This is a genomic window from Streptomyces sp. NPDC037288 (genome assembly GCF_055603265.1).
The window spans coordinates 66,302-84,188 of record NZ_JBVJVY010000009.1 but is presented as its reverse complement, the minus strand read 5'-3'; the positions used below and the strand labels follow the sequence as shown (position 1 = coordinate 84,188).

At 73.7% G+C, this 17,887-nt stretch carries 15 protein-coding genes and 1 pseudogene; 10 read left to right on the top strand and 6 right to left on the bottom strand.

The genetic code is table 11. From position 1 onward, the window contains the following. The first annotated feature begins 110 nt into the window (after positions 1–110). The gene (locus ACZ7GZ_RS13635) at positions 111–1,085 is read left to right on the top strand and encodes an acyl-ACP desaturase (RefSeq protein ID WP_471023821.1); all 975 of its coding nucleotides are present in this window, start codon (positions 111–113) and stop codon (positions 1,083–1,085) included. A 181-nt stretch (positions 1,086–1,266) separates the two neighbouring features. Here ACZ7GZ_RS13635 and ACZ7GZ_RS13630 read toward each other — a convergent pair whose 3' ends face one another. Further along, positions 1,267–1,512, bottom strand: a complete 246-nt coding sequence (locus ACZ7GZ_RS13630; protein WP_153536132.1) for a WhiB family transcriptional regulator — start codon at positions 1,510–1,512, stop codon at positions 1,267–1,269. Between the two features lie 276 nt (positions 1,513–1,788). Here ACZ7GZ_RS13630 and ACZ7GZ_RS13625 point away from each other — a divergent pair, with 276 nt between their 5' ends. Next, positions 1,789–2,580 (top strand): VOC family protein, encoded by a 792-nt coding sequence (locus ACZ7GZ_RS13625; protein WP_471023818.1) that lies wholly within the window; start codon positions 1,789–1,791, stop codon positions 2,578–2,580. Between the two features lie 312 nt (positions 2,581–2,892). Here ACZ7GZ_RS13625 and ACZ7GZ_RS13620 read toward each other — a convergent pair whose 3' ends face one another. Both ACZ7GZ_RS13620 and ligD read right to left on the bottom strand, forming a co-directional pair. After that, entirely contained in the window at positions 2,893–3,999 is a 1,107-nt protein-coding gene (locus ACZ7GZ_RS13620; RefSeq protein ID WP_471023816.1) for a LacI family DNA-binding transcriptional regulator, read from the bottom strand. Between the two features lie 157 nt (positions 4,000–4,156). Beyond that, positions 4,157–5,176, bottom strand: coding sequence for a non-homologous end-joining DNA ligase (gene ligD / locus ACZ7GZ_RS13615; RefSeq protein WP_471023814.1), 1,020 nt, complete (start codon positions 5,174–5,176; stop codon positions 4,157–4,159). A gap of 74 nt (positions 5,177–5,250) precedes the next feature. On the opposite strand from ligD, the gene ACZ7GZ_RS13610 reads away from it, so the two are divergent. Continuing rightward, positions 5,251–6,327, top strand: coding sequence for an ATP-dependent DNA ligase (locus ACZ7GZ_RS13610; RefSeq protein ID WP_471023812.1), 1,077 nt, complete (start codon positions 5,251–5,253; stop codon positions 6,325–6,327). Between the two features lie 60 nt (positions 6,328–6,387). On the opposite strand, the gene ACZ7GZ_RS13605 is transcribed toward ACZ7GZ_RS13610, so the two are convergent. Beyond that, complete coding sequence (locus tag ACZ7GZ_RS13605; protein ID WP_471023810.1) at positions 6,388–7,578, bottom strand: zinc-dependent alcohol dehydrogenase; 1,191 nt, start codon at positions 7,576–7,578, stop codon at positions 6,388–6,390. 135 nt (positions 7,579–7,713) lie between these two features. Between ACZ7GZ_RS13605 and ACZ7GZ_RS13600 the strand changes: the two genes are divergently transcribed. Beyond that, positions 7,714–8,079, top strand: a complete 366-nt coding sequence (locus tag ACZ7GZ_RS13600) for a DUF3048 domain-containing protein (protein ID WP_471023807.1) — start codon at positions 7,714–7,716, stop codon at positions 8,077–8,079. Then, a pseudogene (locus tag ACZ7GZ_RS13595) lies at positions 8,067–8,530 on the top strand (carboxymuconolactone decarboxylase family protein); the annotation flags it as partial. The gene ACZ7GZ_RS13600 and the pseudogene ACZ7GZ_RS13595, both read left to right, overlap by 13 nt. Before the next feature lie 24 nt (positions 8,531–8,554). Here ACZ7GZ_RS13595 and ACZ7GZ_RS13590 read toward each other — a convergent pair. Then, complete coding sequence (locus ACZ7GZ_RS13590) at positions 8,555–11,251, bottom strand: ATP-binding protein (protein WP_471023806.1); 2,697 nt, start codon at positions 11,249–11,251, stop codon at positions 8,555–8,557. A gap of 172 nt (positions 11,252–11,423) precedes the next feature. Between ACZ7GZ_RS13590 and ACZ7GZ_RS13585 the strand changes: the two genes are divergently transcribed. The 3 genes from ACZ7GZ_RS13585 (at position 11,424) to ACZ7GZ_RS13575 (ending at position 15,057) form a co-directional block, all read left to right on the top strand. Further along, on the top strand, positions 11,424–12,713 hold the full coding sequence (locus ACZ7GZ_RS13585) for an MFS transporter (protein WP_471023803.1): 1,290 nt from the start codon (positions 11,424–11,426) through the stop codon (positions 12,711–12,713). A gap of 3 nt (positions 12,714–12,716) precedes the next feature. Continuing rightward, positions 12,717–13,886 carry an anhydro-N-acetylmuramic acid kinase gene (locus ACZ7GZ_RS13580; RefSeq protein WP_471023801.1) on the top strand — a complete coding sequence of 390 codons (1,170 nt, stop codon included), beginning with the start codon at positions 12,717–12,719 and terminating at the stop codon, positions 13,884–13,886. A gap of 127 nt (positions 13,887–14,013) precedes the next feature. Beyond that, positions 14,014–15,057, top strand: coding sequence for a DUF2510 domain-containing protein (locus ACZ7GZ_RS13575; protein WP_471023799.1), 1,044 nt, complete (start codon positions 14,014–14,016; stop codon positions 15,055–15,057). 147 nt (positions 15,058–15,204) lie between these two features. Here the strand turns inward: ACZ7GZ_RS13575 and ACZ7GZ_RS13570 are convergent, their stop codons facing one another. Then, entirely contained in the window at positions 15,205–15,819 is a 615-nt protein-coding gene (locus ACZ7GZ_RS13570) for a TetR/AcrR family transcriptional regulator (protein WP_471023797.1), read from the bottom strand. Between the two features lie 219 nt (positions 15,820–16,038). Here ACZ7GZ_RS13570 and ACZ7GZ_RS13565 point away from each other — a divergent pair, with 219 nt between their 5' ends. Both ACZ7GZ_RS13565 and ACZ7GZ_RS13560 read left to right on the top strand, forming a co-directional pair. Continuing rightward, positions 16,039–16,839, top strand: coding sequence for a phosphatase PAP2 family protein (locus ACZ7GZ_RS13565; protein WP_471023795.1), 801 nt, complete (start codon positions 16,039–16,041; stop codon positions 16,837–16,839). Then, the gene (locus ACZ7GZ_RS13560) at positions 16,836–17,819 is read left to right on the top strand and encodes a DMT family protein (protein ID WP_471023793.1); all 984 of its coding nucleotides are present in this window, start codon (positions 16,836–16,838) and stop codon (positions 17,817–17,819) included. The genes ACZ7GZ_RS13565 and ACZ7GZ_RS13560 overlap by 4 nt, the downstream gene beginning before the upstream one ends. The last annotated feature ends 68 nt before the right edge of the window (positions 17,820–17,887 follow it).

Here is a 17,887-nt window from a genome sequence, read left to right as displayed (position 1 = left end):
CGGCCTTAACCTACGGCTTCGTAACCTACGGATTCGTAGCCTACGATCTCGTAGGTTTCCGGCACCGCTCGCCGGACCGTCCCCCTGTTCGGCGTCCCCCTGGAGTTCCCGTGACGATCACCTCCCCTCACCTCGGCAGCCCGTCCGCATGGACCGACGCGCGGCTGCTGTTCGCGCTGGAGGAAGTGGTCGAGACGGAACTGAACCGGCATCTGGCGGTCGCCAAGGACTGGATGCCGCACGAGTACGTGCCGTGGAGCGACGCCCGCAACTTCCCGGGCCTGTTCGAGGACGGCGAGGCGTGGGACAAGGGCCAGTCCGGCGTGACGGAGATCGGCCGCATCGCCCTCGTGGTCAACCTGCTCACCGAGGACAACCTGCCGAGCTACCACCACGAGATCGCCTCGCTCTTCGGCCGCGACGGCGCCTGGGGCACCTGGGTGCACCGCTGGACGGCCGAGGAGGGCCGGCACGGCATCGTGATGCGCGACTACCTGCTCGCCTCGCGCGCGGTGGACCCGGACAAGCTCGAGCAGTTCCGCATGGCGCACATGAGCGAGGGCTTCGAGTCCGACAACCGGCACTCGATGCTGCACTCGATCGCCTACGTCGCCTTCCAGGAGCTGGCCACCCGCATCTCGCACCGCAACACCGGTCACCAGTCCGGCGACCCGGTCTGCGACCGCATGCTGTCCCGCATCGCGACCGACGAGAACCTGCACATGGTCTTCTACCGCAACCTGCTGAAGGCGGCCTTCGAGCTGGCCCCCGACCTGACGATGCAGGCGGTCCGGGACGTCGTGGTGAACTTCCGCATGCCCGGCCACGGCCTTCCCGGCTTCGAGCGGGCCGCCGCGCAGATGGCCATCGGCGAGGTGTACAACCTGCGCATCCACCACGACGACGTCCTCCAGCCGGTCCTGCGCTTCCTGAAGGTCATGGAGATCGACGGCCTCGGTCCCGAGGGGCGCCAGGCACAGGAGGAACTGGGCCTGTTCCTGGGCGGCCTGAACTCGGAGGCCACCAAGTTCGACGAGAAGCTGGCCGCCCGCAAGGCCCGCATGGCGGCACGCGCGGGGGCCTGAGCCTCGAAGGGGTCTGCGCCTCGCCGGGGCCCGGCGCTCGCTGAGGCCCGGCCCCGAGGGGACCTGGCGCTCGCCGGCCGGCGGGGCCGGTGTCCGTCGGTACGGGGCCGTGGGGGCGGGCGTTTGCGCGGGCGGGCGCCGGGCCGCTGTGCCCAGGTGCCGGAAAGGCGACGGGCCGGGGTCAGTGGGACGTGCGGCGCAGGGCGAGGCGTTCCTTCTCCGAGAGGCCGCCCCAGACGCCGAAGCGCTCGTCGTTGGCCAGCGCGTAGTCCAGGCAGGCCGGGCGCAGCTCGCACATCGCGCAGATGCGCTTCGCCTCGCGCACCGAACTGCCGGGCTCGGGGAAGAAGAAGTCCGGCCCGGTCTGCGCGCACAGGGCCTGCGCCTGCCAGGTGTCGTCGGCCGGAGTGATCGTTTCGAAGTGCATGACCAGGATCGTGCCGCGCGGCGAAAAACGTTCGATCAACGTGGGCTCAACGCCGCCGCCAGGGCCTGCGCCGCCCCGATGATGCTCCCCCGGACCGCACCGGCGCACGGCGGCGCGCGGAGGCCGGCCGAAATCCGAAAACCCGCGGAACGCGCCCGGTGACCGGTGCGAGAGCGGGACCGGTCCGCCAGGTCGCGGCGCTCCGGCGGCGATGGTCAGTGGGGGGTGCCAGACTCGGCAGTGCACAGGACGGGACCCTTTTCGAGGAGGGCGAAGATGCTCACCACCCGTTTCGTCAACGGCGCGCCGAACTGGATCGACATCGCCACCCCGGACATCGACGGTGCCCTCTCCTTCTACGGCGGCCTCTTCGGCTGGCAGTTCCAGTCGGCGGGGCCGGACGCCGGAGGCTACGGCTTCTTCCAGCTGGACGGCAGGACCGTCGCGGGCGGTATGCAGTCCGGCCCCGAGCAGGGCCCGCCGGCCTGGACGGTGTACTTCCGGAGCGAGGACGCCCAGGCCACCGCCAAGGCCGCCGAACTGGCCCACGGCAGGGTCCTGTTCCAGCCGATGGACGTGATGGGGCAGGGCCATATGGCGGTGCTCGCCGACCGGGCGGGCGTGCCGTTCGGGATCTGGCAGCCGGCCCGGACCAAGGGCGTCGACGTGGCGAACGAGCCGGGCGCGCTGTGCTGGGTCGAGCTGTACACCCCGGACATCGCGGCGGCCGCCGCCTTCTACCACCAGGTGCTCGGCCTGGAGACCTCCGGCGTGCCCTTCCCGGGCGGGACGTACACCTGCGTCAACCCGGCCGACGGCGGACAGGACGCGATGTTCGGCGGGTTCGTGCCGCTGGCCGACGCCCCAGCCGAGGCCGGGGGCGGCCCGTACTGGCTGCCGTACTTCGAGGTCACGGACACCGACGCGGTGGTGGAGAAGGCGCAGCAGCTCGGTGGAGCGGTGCGCATGCCGGCGACGACCATGGAGGGCGTGGGCCGCATGGCCAAGCTCAGCGATCCGTACGGCGCCCGCTTCGCGGTGATCAGAAGCGAGTCGCAGCAGGGCTGAGCCGGGCCGGCCACCCGGTACGGACCGGAACGAACCGGAATGAACCGGAATGAACCGGATCGGACCGCTCGTGGGCGGCTGGACGGCGGCCCCGTGCGGCCCCTACGGCCAGGCGGGGGCCCGTGCGGCCCCTACGGCCAGGCGGGGGCCCGTGCGGCCCCTACGGCCAGGCGGGGGCCCGTGCGGCCCCTGCGGCCAGGCGGGGACCGGGCGCTTCAGCCGGACCAGCCGGACAGCTCAGCACAAACGCCCCGGCCGGGCGGAAGCCCGGCGTAGCGGCCCGGCGGACGAAAACCCTGCACCGCGCCCCGGCTAGGCGGAGGCCCGTCGTATCAGCGTGGTCGGGAGGATCACGCCGCCGGGGGGCGGCGGGTCGGCCGAAGCTCCGGTGCGGTCGCGGCCGTCGGCGAGGCCACGCAGCAGCAGACGGGCCATCAGTCCCCCCATCCCCTCGATGTCCTGACGGACCGTCGTCAGCGGCGGGTCGGCCTCTTCGGCGACGGGCAGCATGTCGTCGAAGCCGATCACGGCCACGTCCTCGGGCACCCGTCGGCCGCTCGCGCGCAGCACACGCAGGGCACCGAGCGCGGTGAGGTCGTTGGCGGCGAACACGGCGTCCACGTCCGGGCACCGGCCGAGGAGTTCCCGCATGGCGCGTTCGCCGCCGGCCGGGGTGAAGTCGCTCTCCACGACCAGCCGGGGATCGTCCCCGCCCGGCACCTCGCCCATGACGTCCCGGTAGCCGTCCAGCCGGTCCACGGCGGACGTCTGGTCCAGGAGGCCGGTGAGGTGCGCGACGCGTCTGCGGCCGAGGTCCACGAGATGCCGTACGGCCGCGCGTGCCCCGCCCCGGTTGTCGCAGTCGACGTACACCACGCCGGGCCCGGGGCGCCGCCCCGCATGCGTGGCGCGCCTGGGCCCGCCTGACCGGTTGTCGTCGCCCCAGCCGGGTCGTCCGCCGAACACGGTGGGCACGGCGGCGTCGTGGATGAGGCCGGGCAGCGGGTCGTCGAGGTGCAGGGAGAAGACGAGCGCGCCGTCGACGTGGCCTCCGGCGAGATACCGGGCCACGCGCGCGTGGTCGTCACGGCCCTCGGTGAGCAGCAGCACCAGCTGGTTGTCGTGGGCGGTCAGCTCCTTGCTGATGCCGCGCAGTTGAAGGGCGAAGAAGGGGTCGGCGAAGACCCGGGTCTCGGGCTCGGCGATGACGACCGCGACGGCGTCGTGCCGCTTGGTGACGAGGCTGCGCGCCGCCTGGTTGGGGACGTACCCCAGCTCCGCCACGGCCTCCCGGACCCGCTCGGCCAGGGGTTCGCGTACTCCGTCGCCGCCGTTGACCACCCGGGACACGGTGGCCCGGGACACACCGGCCCGCGCGGCCACGGCCTCCAGCGTGGGACGCGACGCTGCCTCGGTCACTTCGGCATCTCCTCCTCGGGGGCTGCCGGTCAGGATATCCGCGCGGGGAGGCGCCGCCGAGCAGCAACGGCGGCTGGGGACGGGCCGGGTGGACAGGGCGCCGGGGCGGGGGAAGAGCCCGTCCGGCAGCGGGAGGGCCGACGGCAGCCAGGCGTCGTCAGGTCGTCTCCTCGCGCCGGGCCCGGCTCGGTTGGACCCGCTTCGGTTCGCCGGGCATCTTGGGGTACTCCGGTGGGTAGGGCAGGTCGCCCAGGCCGTGGTCGTGTTCGTCGCGGCGGGCCAGTTCCAGCAGGGCGTCCAGGGAGTAGGCGTGGTCGTCCATGTCGGCGTGCACGTCGCCGAGTTCGGCGAAGCGGCCCGGCATGGTGGCGAGGTCGAAGTCGGCGGGCTGGGCCACGCCGACCTCCTCCCAGCGCAGGGGTGCCGAGACGGGGGCGTTCGGGCGGGGACGCACGGAGTAGGCGGAGGCGATGGTGCGGTCGCGGGCCGTCTGGTTGTAGTCGAGGAAGATACGGCGGCCCCGCTCCTCCTTCCACCACTTGATCGTCACCTGGTCCGGCATCCGGCGTTCCATCTCGCGGCCGACGGCGATCGCGGCCCGGCGCACCTGGGTGAAGGTCCAGCGCGGTTCGATCGGGACGAACACGTGCAGGCCACGGCCGCCGGAGGTCTTCGGCCAGCCGCGCAGGCCACCGAACTCGTCGAGGACGGCGCGCAGTTCGTGCGCGGCGCGGGCGGCGTCCGCGTAGTCGGTGCCGGGCTGCGGGTCGAGGTCGATGCGGAGTTCGTCGGGGCGGTCGACGTCCGTGGCACGCACCGGCCAGGGGTGGAAGGTGAGCGTGCCGTACTGGGCGGCCCAGACGACGGCGCCCTCCTCGGTGGGGCACATCTCGTCGGCGCTGCGGCCGCTGGGGAAGGTGATGTGCGCGGTCGGGATCCAGCCGGGCATGCCCTTCGGGGCCCTCTTCTGGAAGAACCACTCGCCGCCGACGCCGTCCGGGTAGCGCTCCAGGGTGGTGGGGCGGTTGCGCAGCGCGCGCAGGATGCCCGGGCCGACGGCGACGTAGTACCGCGCCAGGTCCAGCTTGGTGAAACCACGCTCCGGGAAGAAGACCTTGTCCGGGCTGGACAGCCGTACCGTCCGGCCGCCGACCTGCAGTTCCACCGCATCACCCATGCGGCCACGGTAGGCGCACCCCGCACAGCTCGCACACCGGGCGGCAAGGGACGTATGCGAGCAGAATCAAGGGCATGGATCTGCCGGTGATGCCGCCTGTGAAGCCCATGCTCGCCAAGTCGGTGGCGAGGATCCCGCCGGGTATGCACTACGAGGCGAAGTGGGACGGGTTCCGTTCCATCGTGTTCCGGGACGGGACGGAGGTCGAGTTGGGCAGCCGTACCGGGAAGCCGCTGACCAGGTACTTTCCCGAGCTGGCGGGGGCGCTGAGGGAGCGGGTGCCGCAGCGGTGCGTGCTCGACGGGGAGATCGTGATCGCCCGGAACGGGCGGCTGGACTTCGACGCGCTGACCGAGCGGATCCACCCGGCGGACTCCCGGGTGCGGATGCTGGCGGAGAAGACCCCGGCGTCGTTCGTCGCCTTCGACCTGCTCGCGCTGGACGACGAGTCGCTGCTCGACGTGGAGCTGACCGACCGCCGGGCGCTGCTGGACCGGGCGCTCGCCGGGGCCACACCGCCGGTGCATGTGGCGCCCGCGACGACGGACCTCGAGGTGGCGCAGCAGTGGTTCGAGCGGTTCGAGGGCGCGGGACTCGACGGGGTCGTCGCCAAGCCGCTCACCCTGCGCTATCTGCAGGACGAGCGGGCCATGTTCAAGATCAAGCACGAGCGGACGGCGGACGTGGTCGTGGCCGGGTACCGCTTCCACAAGAGCGGACCGGTGGTCGGCTCGCTGCTGCTGGGGTTGTATGACGACCACGGCAGGCTGCAGCACGTGGGCGTGTCGGCCGCCTTCGCCATGAAGAAGCGGGCCGAACTGGTCGACGAGCTGGAGTCGCTGCGCATGGACGACGTGACCGGGCATCCGTGGGCGGCCTGGTCGGACGAGGCCGCCCACGAAACGGCCCGGCTGCCGGGCGCGCCGAGCCGCTGGTCCGGCAAGAAGGACCTGTCGTGGGTGCCGCTGCGGCCGGAACGGGTCGCCGAGGTGGCCTACGACCACATGGAGAACGGGCAGCGCTTCCGGCACACCGCCCGCTTCCGCCGCTGGCGCCCGGACCGCACGCCGGAGAGCTGCACCTACGCCCAGCTGGAGGAGCCGGTCCGCTACGACCTCGCGGAGATCCTCGGCGAGAAGGACCGGGGCTGAGGCAGGGCGGCGTCCGGTGCGTCGGGGCGGCGGTGCTCAGGGCTGCGGTGGCTGCGGTGTTCAGGGCTGCATGAGGATCTTGATGGCGCCGTCCTGCTTGCGCTGGAACATCTCGTAGGCGTGCGGCGCCTCGGCGAGCGGCAGCCGGTGGGTGGCGAAGTCCTCGACACCCAGGGGGTCCTCGTCGGTCAGGTACGGCATGATCAGGTCGGTCCACCGGCGGACGTTGGCCTGGCCCATGCGCAGCTGGATCTGCTTGTCGAACAGGGTGAGCATCGGCATCGGGTCGGCCATCCCGCCGTAGACGCCGCTGAGCGAGATGGTGCCGCCGCGCCGGACCAGGTCGATCGCCATGTGCAGGGCGCTGAGCCGGTCGACGGCGAAGCGTTCCGCGAGCGGCGCGCTGATCTTACGGGGCAGGAGGCCCGTGGCGGTCTGGGCGAGCTTGGCGGCGGCGCTGCCGTGGGCCTCGGTGCCGACGGCGTCGATCACGGCGTCCGGGCCCCGTCCGCCGGTCTCGTCACGGATGGCGTGGACCAGTGCCTTCTCGTCGTCGAAGGCCCTGAGGTCGTACGTCTCCACGCCGTCCCGGGAGGCTCGCGCGAGCCGCTCCGGTACCAGGTCGACGCCGAACACCCGCTCCGCGCCGCGCTCCTTCGCGATCCGGCAGGACATGTCGCCGATGGGGCCGAGGCCGAGGACGGCGAGGGTCCCGCCGGGCGGGACGGAGGCGTACTCGACGGCCTGCCAGGCGGTGGGCAGGACGTCGGAGAGGTAGACGAAACGGTCGTCCGGCGGGCCCTCGGGCACCTTGATCGGGCCGAACTGTGCCTGCGGGACGCGCAGATACTCGGCCTGGCCGCCGGGGACGGCGCCGTACAGGCGGGTGTAGCCGAACAGGGCGGCACCCATGCCCTCGCCGGTGACCTGGGTGGTCTCGCACTGCGTGGGAAGTCCGGTCAGGCACATCCAGCAGTTGCCGCAGGCGATCTGGAACGGCACGACGACCCGGTCCCCCGCCGCGAGGTCGGGCACTCCCGGGCCGACCTCCTCGACGATGCCCATGGGTTCGTGGCCGAGGATGTCGCCCGGGGTCATGAACGGGGTGAGCACCTCGTACAGGTGCAGGTCGGAGCCGCAGAGTCCGGTGGATGTGACACGGATGACGGCGTCCGTGGGCTCCTCGATCCGCGGGTCGGGCACGTCCTCGACCCGGACGTCCCGCTTGCCCTGCCAGGTGACTGCCTTCATGGGATCGCGCTCCCTCGGTGTCCTGCGTGCGGTGGCGCCCGGGTACCCGTGCCCACCTGCGCCGAACCTCTCGCCCGGCCCCGCCCGCGGGGGCATGTCGCGGGCCCGAACGGCCCACGGAACGCACCTGACCGTATGCGTTCGGATATGGCCAGCGATGACCTGATGAGCACACAATCAGACAACACGAACGGGGTGGCCACGGTGGGTATGAGACCCGGGGCACGCACGCGACGCGCGGCACCGACGGCGGCCGTGCTGGGCGCCACGCCCGCCGTCTCGCTCACCGCCGGCTGCTCCCACCACGGCCGGGACGACCACCGGGCCCCGCACCCCACCCGCACACGCACGGCGGCACCGCATCCGCCCCCCTCGGTCACGGCGACCGGTTCGCCGTCGGCCGTGAAGATCGACAACGTGCCCGCGGCCCGTGCGAAGACCGGGCCCGACGCGGCGGACCTGGTGTACGCCGAGCAGGTGGAGGGAGGCCTGACCGGCTGATGGCGGGCAGGCAGGATCCCGCGACGCCGCCCGCGCATCTGCGGCAGATCGCCGACACCGTGCCCGGCTCGACGCTGGTGGAGCTGCCCGGCGCCTCCCATCTGGCACCCGCCCAGTGCCCGCGGGCCGTGCTGACCGCGCTGCGCACCCAGCTGGACGGGCCGCCGGCGAGCGGGACGGCGGTACGCCGGGAGGTGCTGGGCGATGCGCACGTGGACCGGGCGCAGGCCCGGCAGACCCCGTTCACGGCCCGCTTCCAGGACTTCGTCTCCCGCTACGCCTGGGGCGAGATCTGGACCGATCCGACGCTGTCCCGCCGCGAGCGCAGCATGATCACGCTCACCGCGCTGGTCGCGCACGGCCCTACGACGAACTGGCCATGCACGTCCGGGCGGCGCGGCGCAACGGGCTCACACCGGATTCCGTCGCCCGCATACAGCCGGTTGTATACAGTCGACCGTAGCCAGTCGACCGCCTACCGCAGCCCCCGTCCCGTCTCCAGTACCTCCCTCGCCTGGGCCACCAGCCCCTCCGCCCCGCATGCCCGGGCAAGGTCCAGGCCCCGGTTGAGTTCCGCGACGGAGCGGGCGGCGATGCCGTACTCGACCCGGGCCGCCGCGTGTTCGTACTGGCAGGGTGAGGCTTCCAGGTAGGTGACGGCCTGGGCGGCGAGCTGGACCGCGCGACCGCCTGTCTCCAGGGCGGCGGCACAGCGCAGGGCCTCGCCGATGGCGGTGTCCGTGCCGAAGCGCTCGGCCTGCCGGCGGGCGTCGGAGGCGAGCTGGGCGGCACGGGCCGGGTCCTGGCCGGCGAGGGCCTTGGCGAGGTCGATGGACCAGGGGGAGAGGACGGGGTTGTGGCCGCCACGCGAGGCGGCCGTCTTCTCGGCGGCCTCCAGTTCGTGGATGCCGTCCTCGGTGCGGCCGACGGCGAGCAGCAGCCGGCCGCGGACGCAGCGGATGTCGGGCAGCACGATGGTGGACGGGTAGGGCGGCGCGAAGCCGTACTGCTCGGCGATCGACCAGGCCTCCTCGACACGGCCGCGGGCCAGCAGGGTGTCGACGAGCCCGCAGGTCGCCGACCAGTACAGCGGCAGACGGCGACCGACGCGCTCGGCGAGGACGAGGGCCTCGCGCAGGGTGGACTCGGCGTCGCGCAGCCGGCCCTGTCTGCGGTAGGCGAGCCCGAGGAAGGCGTTGGCGAGGGAGAGGTGGCCGCCGCGCCAGCCGGCGGTGGTGTAGGCGCGCAGGGCCTCGGCGAAGAGGCTCTCGGCGCGGTCGAGCCGGTCGGCGTAGGCGTACGCGCTGCCGAGCATCATCAGCAGCTCCATGCCCCACTCCTGGTCGGTCCAGCCGAGACCGGGTGCGAGGCGGCCGTTGACGAGGGCGCGGTCGCACACTTCGATGACCTCGTCGGCGCTCTCGCCGTGGGTCATGGCGTCGAAGCCGCGCAGGATGAGCAGGGCGCGTTCGGCGTTGTCGCGGCCGGTGCAGGTGCGCGCGAGGTCGGCCAGTCTCCGGGAGCGGGCCGGGGAGACGCTCTCGCCGTGGATGCCCTCCCACATGAACTGCACGGCCTGCAGCCGCAGCTTGACCGGTCCGGGTCGGTGCCGTGCGGCCTCGGCCTCGACCGTGCGGACGGCCTCCTCCAGCTGGTCGTTGTGGAGCAGCGCCTGGGAGAGCCGGACCACCGCGTCGACGCGCTGCTCGCCGTCGAGGCCGGGCATGCCGAGGGCGTGCCGGAGGTGTTCGATGGTGACGGCGGGTGCGGTGAGCAGGGTGGCGCAGCCCAGTTCGTACAGGACGTGTGCGTGGACCTCGGGGAGCGGCGGCTCCTGCAGGGCGCGTTCGAGGCAGGTGCGGGCCGCGTCGGGGGCGCCGACGGCGAGGTGTTCGCGGGCGGCCTCGCGCAGTTGCTCGACGAGTTCCTCGTCGCCGTCCGGGTGCACCTTCAGCAGGTGCCGGGCGGCCTGGGCGGCGCCGCGGGCCAGCTCGGTGATGATCTGGGCGGCGACGCCGTGCATGGCGGTGCACACGCCGGACGGGATGGAGTTGTAGACGGCGGTGGCGATGAGCGGATGGACGAACTCCAGCTCGCCTTCCTCGCGTTCGGTGCCGGCGCCCCGCGTTCCCGCGGGCTCGGGTTCGGTGAGGATGCGGGCGGCGCAGAGCAGGTCGGCGCAGTGCCGGGCGACGGCCTCGTCCATGGTGGCGAGGCGGGCGACCATGTCGACGGTGATGCCGGTGCCGAGGATGGCGGCGGCCCGGGCGAACTGGGTGGCTTCCAGGCCGAGTCCCTTGAGCCGGTCGACCAGCCCGCCGCCGCGTGCGGCCCGGTTGAGGGCGCGCAGTTCCCCGGCCCGGCCCTCGACCGGCTGGAGTTCGCTGTCCTGCACCTTGGCGAGGAGTTCGACGGTCTCGTAGGGGTTGCCCGCGGTGACGGCCCAGACCTCGCGGCAGAACGCGTCGTCGGCGTGCCGGCCGAGGGTGGCGCGGGTGAGTCCGGCGGCGGCGTCCGGGGTGAGGGCACTGAGGCTGGTGACGGCGCGGCCCGCGGCGGCGGCCACCGCGTCGAGATGGCGGGCGCTGTCGCCGCTGACCTCACCGGGCCGGCGGGCGACCACGACGAGGACGGAGAGGTCGTCCAGGCGTTCGGCGAACGCGGCGAGCCAGCGCAGGGTCTCCTGGTCGGCCCAGTGCGCGTCGTCGATCAGCAGCACGAGCGGCCACTCGCGGCGGGCGAGCCGGCGTACGGCCGCGACGAGGCCGTCACACACGTACTGCGGGTCGGCGCTGCCCTCCTGCGGGTCGGCTACGCCGAGGGCGGGACCGGCGATGTCGTACCAGTCGCCGAGGTACTCACGGGCCTCCTCCGGCAGCAGGGACAGCAGCGCGGGCTGGAGCAGCTGCCGTACCACGTTGAACGGGACGGACTTCAGGGTCTCCGCACCCCGTGCGGACCATACGGCGCAGCCGCGGCGTTCGGCGATGCGGCGGGTCTCGGCGAGCAGCGCGGTCTTGCCGAGGCCCGCCTCGCCGCGGATGACCAGCAGGCTGCCCGCGGACGACTGGTCGGCGCAGAGCAGGTCGAGTGCCCGTGCGACGGTGGCGATCTCCCCGTCCCGCTCCCACAGGGGAGCCGAGGCGGCCGACGGCGGCCGTCCCTCCGTCATTCCGTTACCTCCCCAGGTCGCCCGAATGACGTACAGACCACGAGCCTAGCCGTCCGGTGGGATGTGTGGTGGCCGGTCGGGGCAGCTGTTGCCCCGGTGGGTGAAAACGGGTGCGGCCGGGCGACGCGCACCCGGCCCGAGCAGCCGGTCGGCAGCGGACGGAGCGTCAACCATGGCTGGTACGAAACCTGTTTCCGGCGCCCGTGCGCCCTCGCGCGGGCCGACGGTGCGCGCGGTGGCGGCGGGGTCGGTGGGCAATCTCGTCGAGTGGTACGAGTTCGGGGTCTACGGCTTTCTGGCCACCGTACTGGCCGAGCGGTTCTTCGCCCCCGCGGGCGGCGGCACGGCCGAGGCTCTGGTGCGGACGTACGCCTCGTTCGCGCTGGCCTTCTTCTTCCGGCCGCTCGGCGCGGTGCTGTTCGGCCGGCTGGGCGACCGGTGGGGGCGGCGGCCGGTGCTGATCGCGGTGGTCGCGCTGATGTCGGGGACGACGACGCTGATCGGTGTGCTGCCGACGTACGCCACGGCGGGGGCGCTCGCGCCATGGCTGCTGACATTCCTGAGGGTGGTTCAGGGGCTCTCGGCGGGCGGGGAGTTCGGGGGCGCGGTGACGGTGCTGACGGAGTTCGCGCCGCCGGGGCGGCGGGGTCTGTACGGGGCGTGGCAGTCGTTCACGGTGGCGCTGGGGCTGCTCTGCGGGGCGGGCGTGGCGGCACTGACGGTGGCCGTGCTCTCCGGCCCCCAACTGGCTTCCTGGGGATGGCGTCTGCCGTTCCTGCTGGCGTTGCCGCTCGGCCTGGTGGCGCTGTGGCTGCGGGCGGGGCTGGCGGAGACGCCGTCGTTCCTGGCGCACGCGGAGCAGGAGGGCGCGCGGACGGTGCGGCTCGGGTTCGGGGCGCTGCTGCTCGCGGCGGCGCGGGTGACGGGCTGGGCGGCGGCCGGCTACACGTTCCTGGTGGTGCTGCCCTCGTACCTCCAGGTCTCGCTGCATGCGCACGTCCGCCAGGCGCTGCTGTCCGCGGCCGTGGCCAATGCCGGGTTCGCGGCGGCGATCCTGCCGGCGGGACTGCTCAGCGACCGGGTCGGGCGGCGCCCGGTGCTGCTCACGGGGGCCGTGCTGGTGACGGTGACGGCGCTTCCTTTGCTCAACCTTCTTCAGGATCCGGCCGTTCCGGGGCCCGTGAAAGCAGGGGCGCTCGCTGCCGCGGGCGCGATGGTGGGCCTGATGGCCGGTCCGGGCCCCGCACTGCTGGCCGAGACGTTCCCGACCCGGGTGCGCTGGACGGGCCTCGGCCTCGCCTACGCCCTGGCGAACGCGGTGTTCTCCGGCTGTGCGGGCCTGGTCATCACGGAGGCGGTGCGCCGCACCGGCAACCCGGACGTGCCCGCGTACTACGCGGCGACGGCCTGCGCGGTCAGTGCCCTTGCCCTCCTGAGACGGCCCTCCACGGAAGGAAGCTGACCGATGCTGGTGATCGGGCTGATGTCGGGGACGTCGTACGACGCGGTCGACGCGGCGGCGGCCGGGCTCCGGCTCGACGGTGACACACTGCTGCTGCGGCCCCTGGGGATGGTGAGCGCCCCGTACGACGCCGGTCTGCGCGCCGCGCTCACACAAGCGCTGCCGCCGGCCGCCGTACCGCTCGCCGAGGTGTGCCGGCTGGACACCGGCATCGGGCGGGCGTTCGCGGCGGCGGCCGTCCGGGCCGACCGTGAACTGTGCGGCGGGCGGGCGGAGTTGGTGGCCTCGCACGGGCAGACCGTGTATCACTGGGCGGAGGGCGGCCGGGTGCACGGCACGCTCCAGCTGGGCCGGCCGGCATGGATCGCGGAGGCGACCGGGCTGCCGGTGGTGGCCGACTTCCGGGCCCGGGACGTCGCGGCCGGCGGCCAGGGCGCGCCGCTGGTCAGCCTGGTCGACCTGCTGTGGCTGCGCGGCAGGCCGGGCCGGGCGGTGGCTGTGAACATCGGCGGCATCGCCAATCTGACCGCGCCGGACGGGACGGCGTTCGACACCGGCCCGGGCTGTGCGCTGCTGGACGCGGCGGTCAGGGAGTTCAGCGGAGGGCGCGCGGCGTACGACGCGGACGGCGCGCTGGCCGGGCGCGGACGGCCGGACCGTCGGCTGCTGGACCGGCTGCTCGCGGAGCCGTACTACGCGCTGCCGCCGCCGAAGACGACCGGCAAGGAGGTGTTCCACGCCGGGTACCTGCGGTCGGCCGGACTGTTCGACGGCGTCCGCCCCGAGGACGCGCTGGCGACGCTCGCCCTGCTGACGGCCCGGACGGTCGCGGACGCGGTGCGGTCCGTCGGCGCCACCGAGGTGATCGCGTCCGGCGGCGGTATCCGCAACCCGGTGCTGACGGGGATGCTCCGGGAGCTGCTCGCGCCCGTTGCGGTGCGTGCCTCGGACGAGCTGGGGCTGCCCGGCGCCGCGAAGGAGGCGTACGCCTTCGCGGTCCTCGGCTTCCTGACCGCCCACGGCCTGCCGGGGACCGATCCGCGCAGCACGGGCGCCCGCCGTGCGAGCGTGCTGGGATCGCTGACTCCGGGCAGGGACGGGTTCCGGCTGCCGCCGGCCGCGGCGCGCGGGCCGGTGCGGCTGGTGCTGGAGGGGGCGGACGGGGGGCCGTGAGGAGGCCGGGCGACGGGCGCAGGGAGGATGAGCCGCAGGAAGAGAAGACGGGGCGAAACGTCCCGTTCGGGGACGGGGGCGAGGATCCTCTCATCGCACTTTCACCGTCACCTCATACGGTATGGGCATGACGCAGGTGACTCCCCCCGGGTGGTACCCCGACCCCGGGCAGACGAACGACGGTCCGCCCACCGAGCGCTGGTGGGACGGCAAGGCCTGGACGGACCAGACCCGCCCCGCCGGAACGGCCGCCACGTGGGGTCCCCCGACACCGCAGCCGGCGCACCCGGCGGCGCCCTCCGCTCCCCCCGTCTACGGCGCACAGCCCGGATACCCGGCGTATCCGGCCTACCCCGCTCCGCCCGGCAGCGGGTCCCGGCGCCTGCGCACCGGCATAGCCGTCACGGTGGCGGTGGCGGTCCTGGCGAGCATCGCCGTCGGCGTGTGGGCCCTCTCCAAGAGCCCCGACACCCGCGCCGACCGGGCCGGGACCCGGCAGGGAGCCGCGGGCGGGCAGGACGGCGGCCAGGGCGGCGGGCCCGGCGGCTCGGGCGGGTCCGGGGGTTCGGGCGGGTCCGGTGGGTCCGGCGGGTCCGGTGGGGCCTCACCGTCGCCGGGCCAGTCCGAGGCGCCCAAGGTCGAGGGCGGCGGCACGGTGCCGGACCTGGTCAACGGGATCAGCCTGCCGGTGCCCCGGGGCTGGACCGGGCAGACGATCGGCGTCGGCGCGGAGGTGACCTCCGACGACTCCTACAAGTGCCCGGGCGACCCCAGCCAGACCTGCACCTCGGGCGGTGCCTACACGGCTCCGGCCCAGGCGCTGCACATCAAGGGCGACACGGCGGAGAAGGTCGCCAAGACGGACATCGCGGCCAACGCCAGGCAGTCCTACGGCGGGAGCACCTACGGCAGCATCACCTCCCACCGGGTGCTGGCCTCCGAGGCGGTGACGGTGGCCGGGCAGAAGGGCTACCTGGTGCGCTGGAAGGCGGTCACCAGCAAGGGTGCCGACGGATACGTCGAGTCGGTCGCCTTCCCCTCGCCCGACGACGCCCGGCAGATCGTGGTGGTGCGCTTCGGCATCGACGTCGGGCAGAAGACGTCGGTCGTCGACGAGATCCTCAAGGGGATCAAGGTCTCGTCCGGCGGCGGGAACGGCCAGGACGTCTGATCCCTCCACGCCGGAAAGATGTGGCCGGGTGAGGCTCCCCTCCGCTCAAGAGGAGCCCCACCCGGCCCGGGTGCGCGCCGCCCCCGTCCCCACGGTGCGGCGCGGACAGGTCGCCGTCGAGTCATCCCGTGAACGGCGACCTGAGTCCTACGTCAGCCCGAGCGCGGGCAGCACGGTGGCCTCCACGAACCGGGTGAGGTAGTCGGCGTCGGCGTACTGGCCGCTGAGCACGGGCCGCACGCGCAGCACGCCGAACATCATCGCGGGGATGTACTCCAGGGCCGGATGGTCCGCTCGCACCTCGCCCCGGGCCACGCCCCGCGCGAGCATCTCCTGCAACGCGGCGACCTCCGGATACACCAGCGCCTCGCGCAGCGCCTGCGCCAGTTCGTGGTCCGCCGTCACGGCGTGCCCGAGCGCCTGCAGCAGCTTGGTGTCCTTGCCGGACCAGTCACCCGCGGCCCGCGCGGCCTGGCGCAGGTCCTCGGCGAGCGATCCGGTGTCGATGCCGGCGAACCACACCCGGCGGTTGGCGCGCAGCGCGGCCGCGACGAACTGTGGCTTGGTCTTCCACTGCCGGTAGAGCGTGGACTTGCTGCAGCGGGTGCTGGCGGCGACGCCCTCCATGGTGAGCGACTCGTAGCCGCACTCGCGGATCTGATCCAGGACGGCGTCGAAGAACTCCCGCTCACGCTCCGGCGTGATCTTGGAGCGGCGCGAGGCGACGACCGTCTCCGGTCCGTCCGCGGCCTGCGACGTCATGCGGTTCTTCCCCTCACTCGTGTCCTGCGGATCGATCATCCCTGTGCGGCTCGCTGAAGCAGCGCTCGAGCGGTACCGCCGACCCTGTCCCCAGTGTGTCGCACATCAATCGATACGCCAGTGTACCGGTACCGAGCCGTATCGGTACACTGGCGTATCGGTACGACGGCGTATCGATGATGAGTACATCTGCACCACCGTCAGCGAAGGGGCCGGGGGATGAATGCCCGAACCGAGCCTGCAGAGGCAGGAGCGGGGCCGGACGCGACCGCGCGGCCGGCACTGATACGTGAGCTTCTGCTGGTCGCGGGGCTCTTCCTCGTCTACAAGCTCGGCCGGCAACTGGCCATCGGGCACACCGGGAGCGCCTTCCACAACGCGCACCGCGTGTGGGACCTGGAACGGACCCTGCGGCTGCCGCACGAGACCGCCGTGCAGTCCGCACTGCTGCACGGCGACACCCTCGTCCGCCTCGCGAACACCTACTACGCCACCGTCCACTTCCCGGCGACGCTCGCCTTCCTGGTCTGGCTCTACCTCAGGCGGCCCGCTCACTACCTGTGGGCCCGCCGGGTCCTCGCGGTCGTCACCACGGCCGCCCTGGTGCTGCCGTTCACCTTCCCGCTCGCCCCGCCGCGGATGCTGACCGGCGCCGGCCTGGTGGACACCGCCCGCCTGTACGGCCCGTCCGTGTACGGCCCGCCGTCCAGCGACCACCTGTCCAACCAGTTCGCGGCGATGCCGTCGCTGCACTTCGGCTGGGCGCTGATGGTGGCGATCGGCCTGATCGCGGCCACCCGGTCCCGGTGGCGCCGGCTGTGGCTGCTGCACCCGCTGATCACCCTCCTGGTGATCGTGGGCACGGCGAACCACTACTGGCTCGACGCCCTCGTCGCCACGGCCATGCTCGGCCTCACCCTGGCCGTGATCCGTCCGCCGCGCCGGACGGCCACCGCGGCGGGACACGGCACCGGCCGGCTCACGCCGCGCGAGCACGTCCTCGCGGGAGCGGGCCGATGAGCGCCGCCGCCCTGGTCGCCGTAGCCCTCTGCCTCGTCTCGGCCGTCGCCTACGCGCTGGCCGCCGTCGCCCAGGAGCGCCTGGCCTCCCGCACCACCGGCACCGGCCTGCTGCGACTGCTCGGCACCGGCGCCTGGTGGTCGGCGGTCGGCCTGAACGCGGCCGCCGCCCTGCTGCACGTCGTCGCCCTCAAGTACGGCCCGCTCACCCTGGTCCAGCCGCTGGGCGCGCTCACCCTGGTCGCGGCCGTGCCGCTCGGGGCGCGGGCGGCCGGGCGCCGGGTCAGCACGGCGGAGTGGCGGGGTACGGCGCTGACGCTGCTCGGGCTCGCCGCGCTGCTCGTCACCGCCTCCGGTCCGGCGCCGGCACGGGTGCTGTCCCTGACCGAGGCGCTGGCGGTCGCCGGTACGGCCGCTGCCGCCATCGGCGTGCTCTCCTGGCCCGGCACCCGGCCGGGCCTCAGGCACGCGACGGCGTCCGGCTTCGCCTCCGGTGTCGCCTCGGCGCTCACCCAGACGGTGACCGTGGCGGCCACCGGCCGCACCGGGCCGGGGCTGAGCACCGAGGTGATCGTCGTCGCCGTGCTCGTCGCCGCGTTCGCCGTCGGCGGGCTGCTGCTGTCCCAGGCCGCCTACCGCGGCGGCCTCGGCGCTCCGCTGGCGGTGGTCACCCTCGTCAACCCGGTGTCCGCCGCGGTCATCGGGCTCACCCTGCTCGGCCAGGGCCTCAAGGGCGGACCGGCCGGCGTCCTGCTGGCCCTCGCGGGCGCGGGCCTGGCGTCCTGGGGCGTGGCCCTGCTCACCCGGGTCACGCCGGATCCGGTGCAGCCCGTGCAGCCGGTACCGCCCGTGCCGCCGGTGCTCGAAGACGATGACCACCCCGTGGCCGCGGTTCTCGCCCTGGAGCCGGGCACGGCGACCGCCGAACCGGCGCTGGTGCCGCGGCAGCCGGAACAGCCGGGCCACCTCACCTCGCTCTGACCGCCCCGGCTGCGAGGACACACGTCGGCGGGGGGGGGGGGGGGGGGGCCCCCCCCCCCCCCCCCCTC

Coding starts and splice junctions, on each gene's coding strand:
- ACZ7GZ_RS13610 (WP_471023812.1), top strand. CDS start 5,251: ATGGATCTGCCGGTGATGCCGCCTGTGAAGCCCATGCTCGCCAAGTCG.
- ACZ7GZ_RS13625 (WP_471023818.1), top strand. CDS start 1,789: ATGCTCACCACCCGTTTCGTCAACGGCGCGCCGAACTGGATCGACATC.
- ACZ7GZ_RS13575 (WP_471023799.1), top strand. CDS start 14,014: ATGACGCAGGTGACTCCCCCCGGGTGGTACCCCGACCCCGGGCAGACG.
- ACZ7GZ_RS13600 (WP_471023807.1), top strand. CDS start 7,714: ATGCGTTCGGATATGGCCAGCGATGACCTGATGAGCACACAATCAGAC.
- ligD (WP_471023814.1), bottom strand. CDS start 5,176: ATGGGTGATGCGGTGGAACTGCAGGTCGGCGGCCGGACGGTACGGCTG.
- ACZ7GZ_RS13590 (WP_471023806.1), bottom strand. CDS start 11,251: ATGACGGAGGGACGGCCGCCGTCGGCCGCCTCGGCTCCCCTGTGGGAG.
- ACZ7GZ_RS13630 (WP_153536132.1), bottom strand. CDS start 1,512: ATGCACTTCGAAACGATCACTCCGGCCGACGACACCTGGCAGGCGCAG.
- ACZ7GZ_RS13580 (WP_471023801.1), top strand. CDS start 12,717: ATGCTGGTGATCGGGCTGATGTCGGGGACGTCGTACGACGCGGTCGAC.
- ACZ7GZ_RS13585 (WP_471023803.1), top strand. CDS start 11,424: ATGGCTGGTACGAAACCTGTTTCCGGCGCCCGTGCGCCCTCGCGCGGG.
- ACZ7GZ_RS13605 (WP_471023810.1), bottom strand. CDS start 7,578: ATGAAGGCAGTCACCTGGCAGGGCAAGCGGGACGTCCGGGTCGAGGAC.
- ACZ7GZ_RS13565 (WP_471023795.1), top strand. CDS start 16,039: ATGAATGCCCGAACCGAGCCTGCAGAGGCAGGAGCGGGGCCGGACGCG.
- ACZ7GZ_RS13570 (WP_471023797.1), bottom strand. CDS start 15,819: ATGACGTCGCAGGCCGCGGACGGACCGGAGACGGTCGTCGCCTCGCGC.
- ACZ7GZ_RS13560 (WP_471023793.1), top strand. CDS start 16,836: ATGAGCGCCGCCGCCCTGGTCGCCGTAGCCCTCTGCCTCGTCTCGGCC.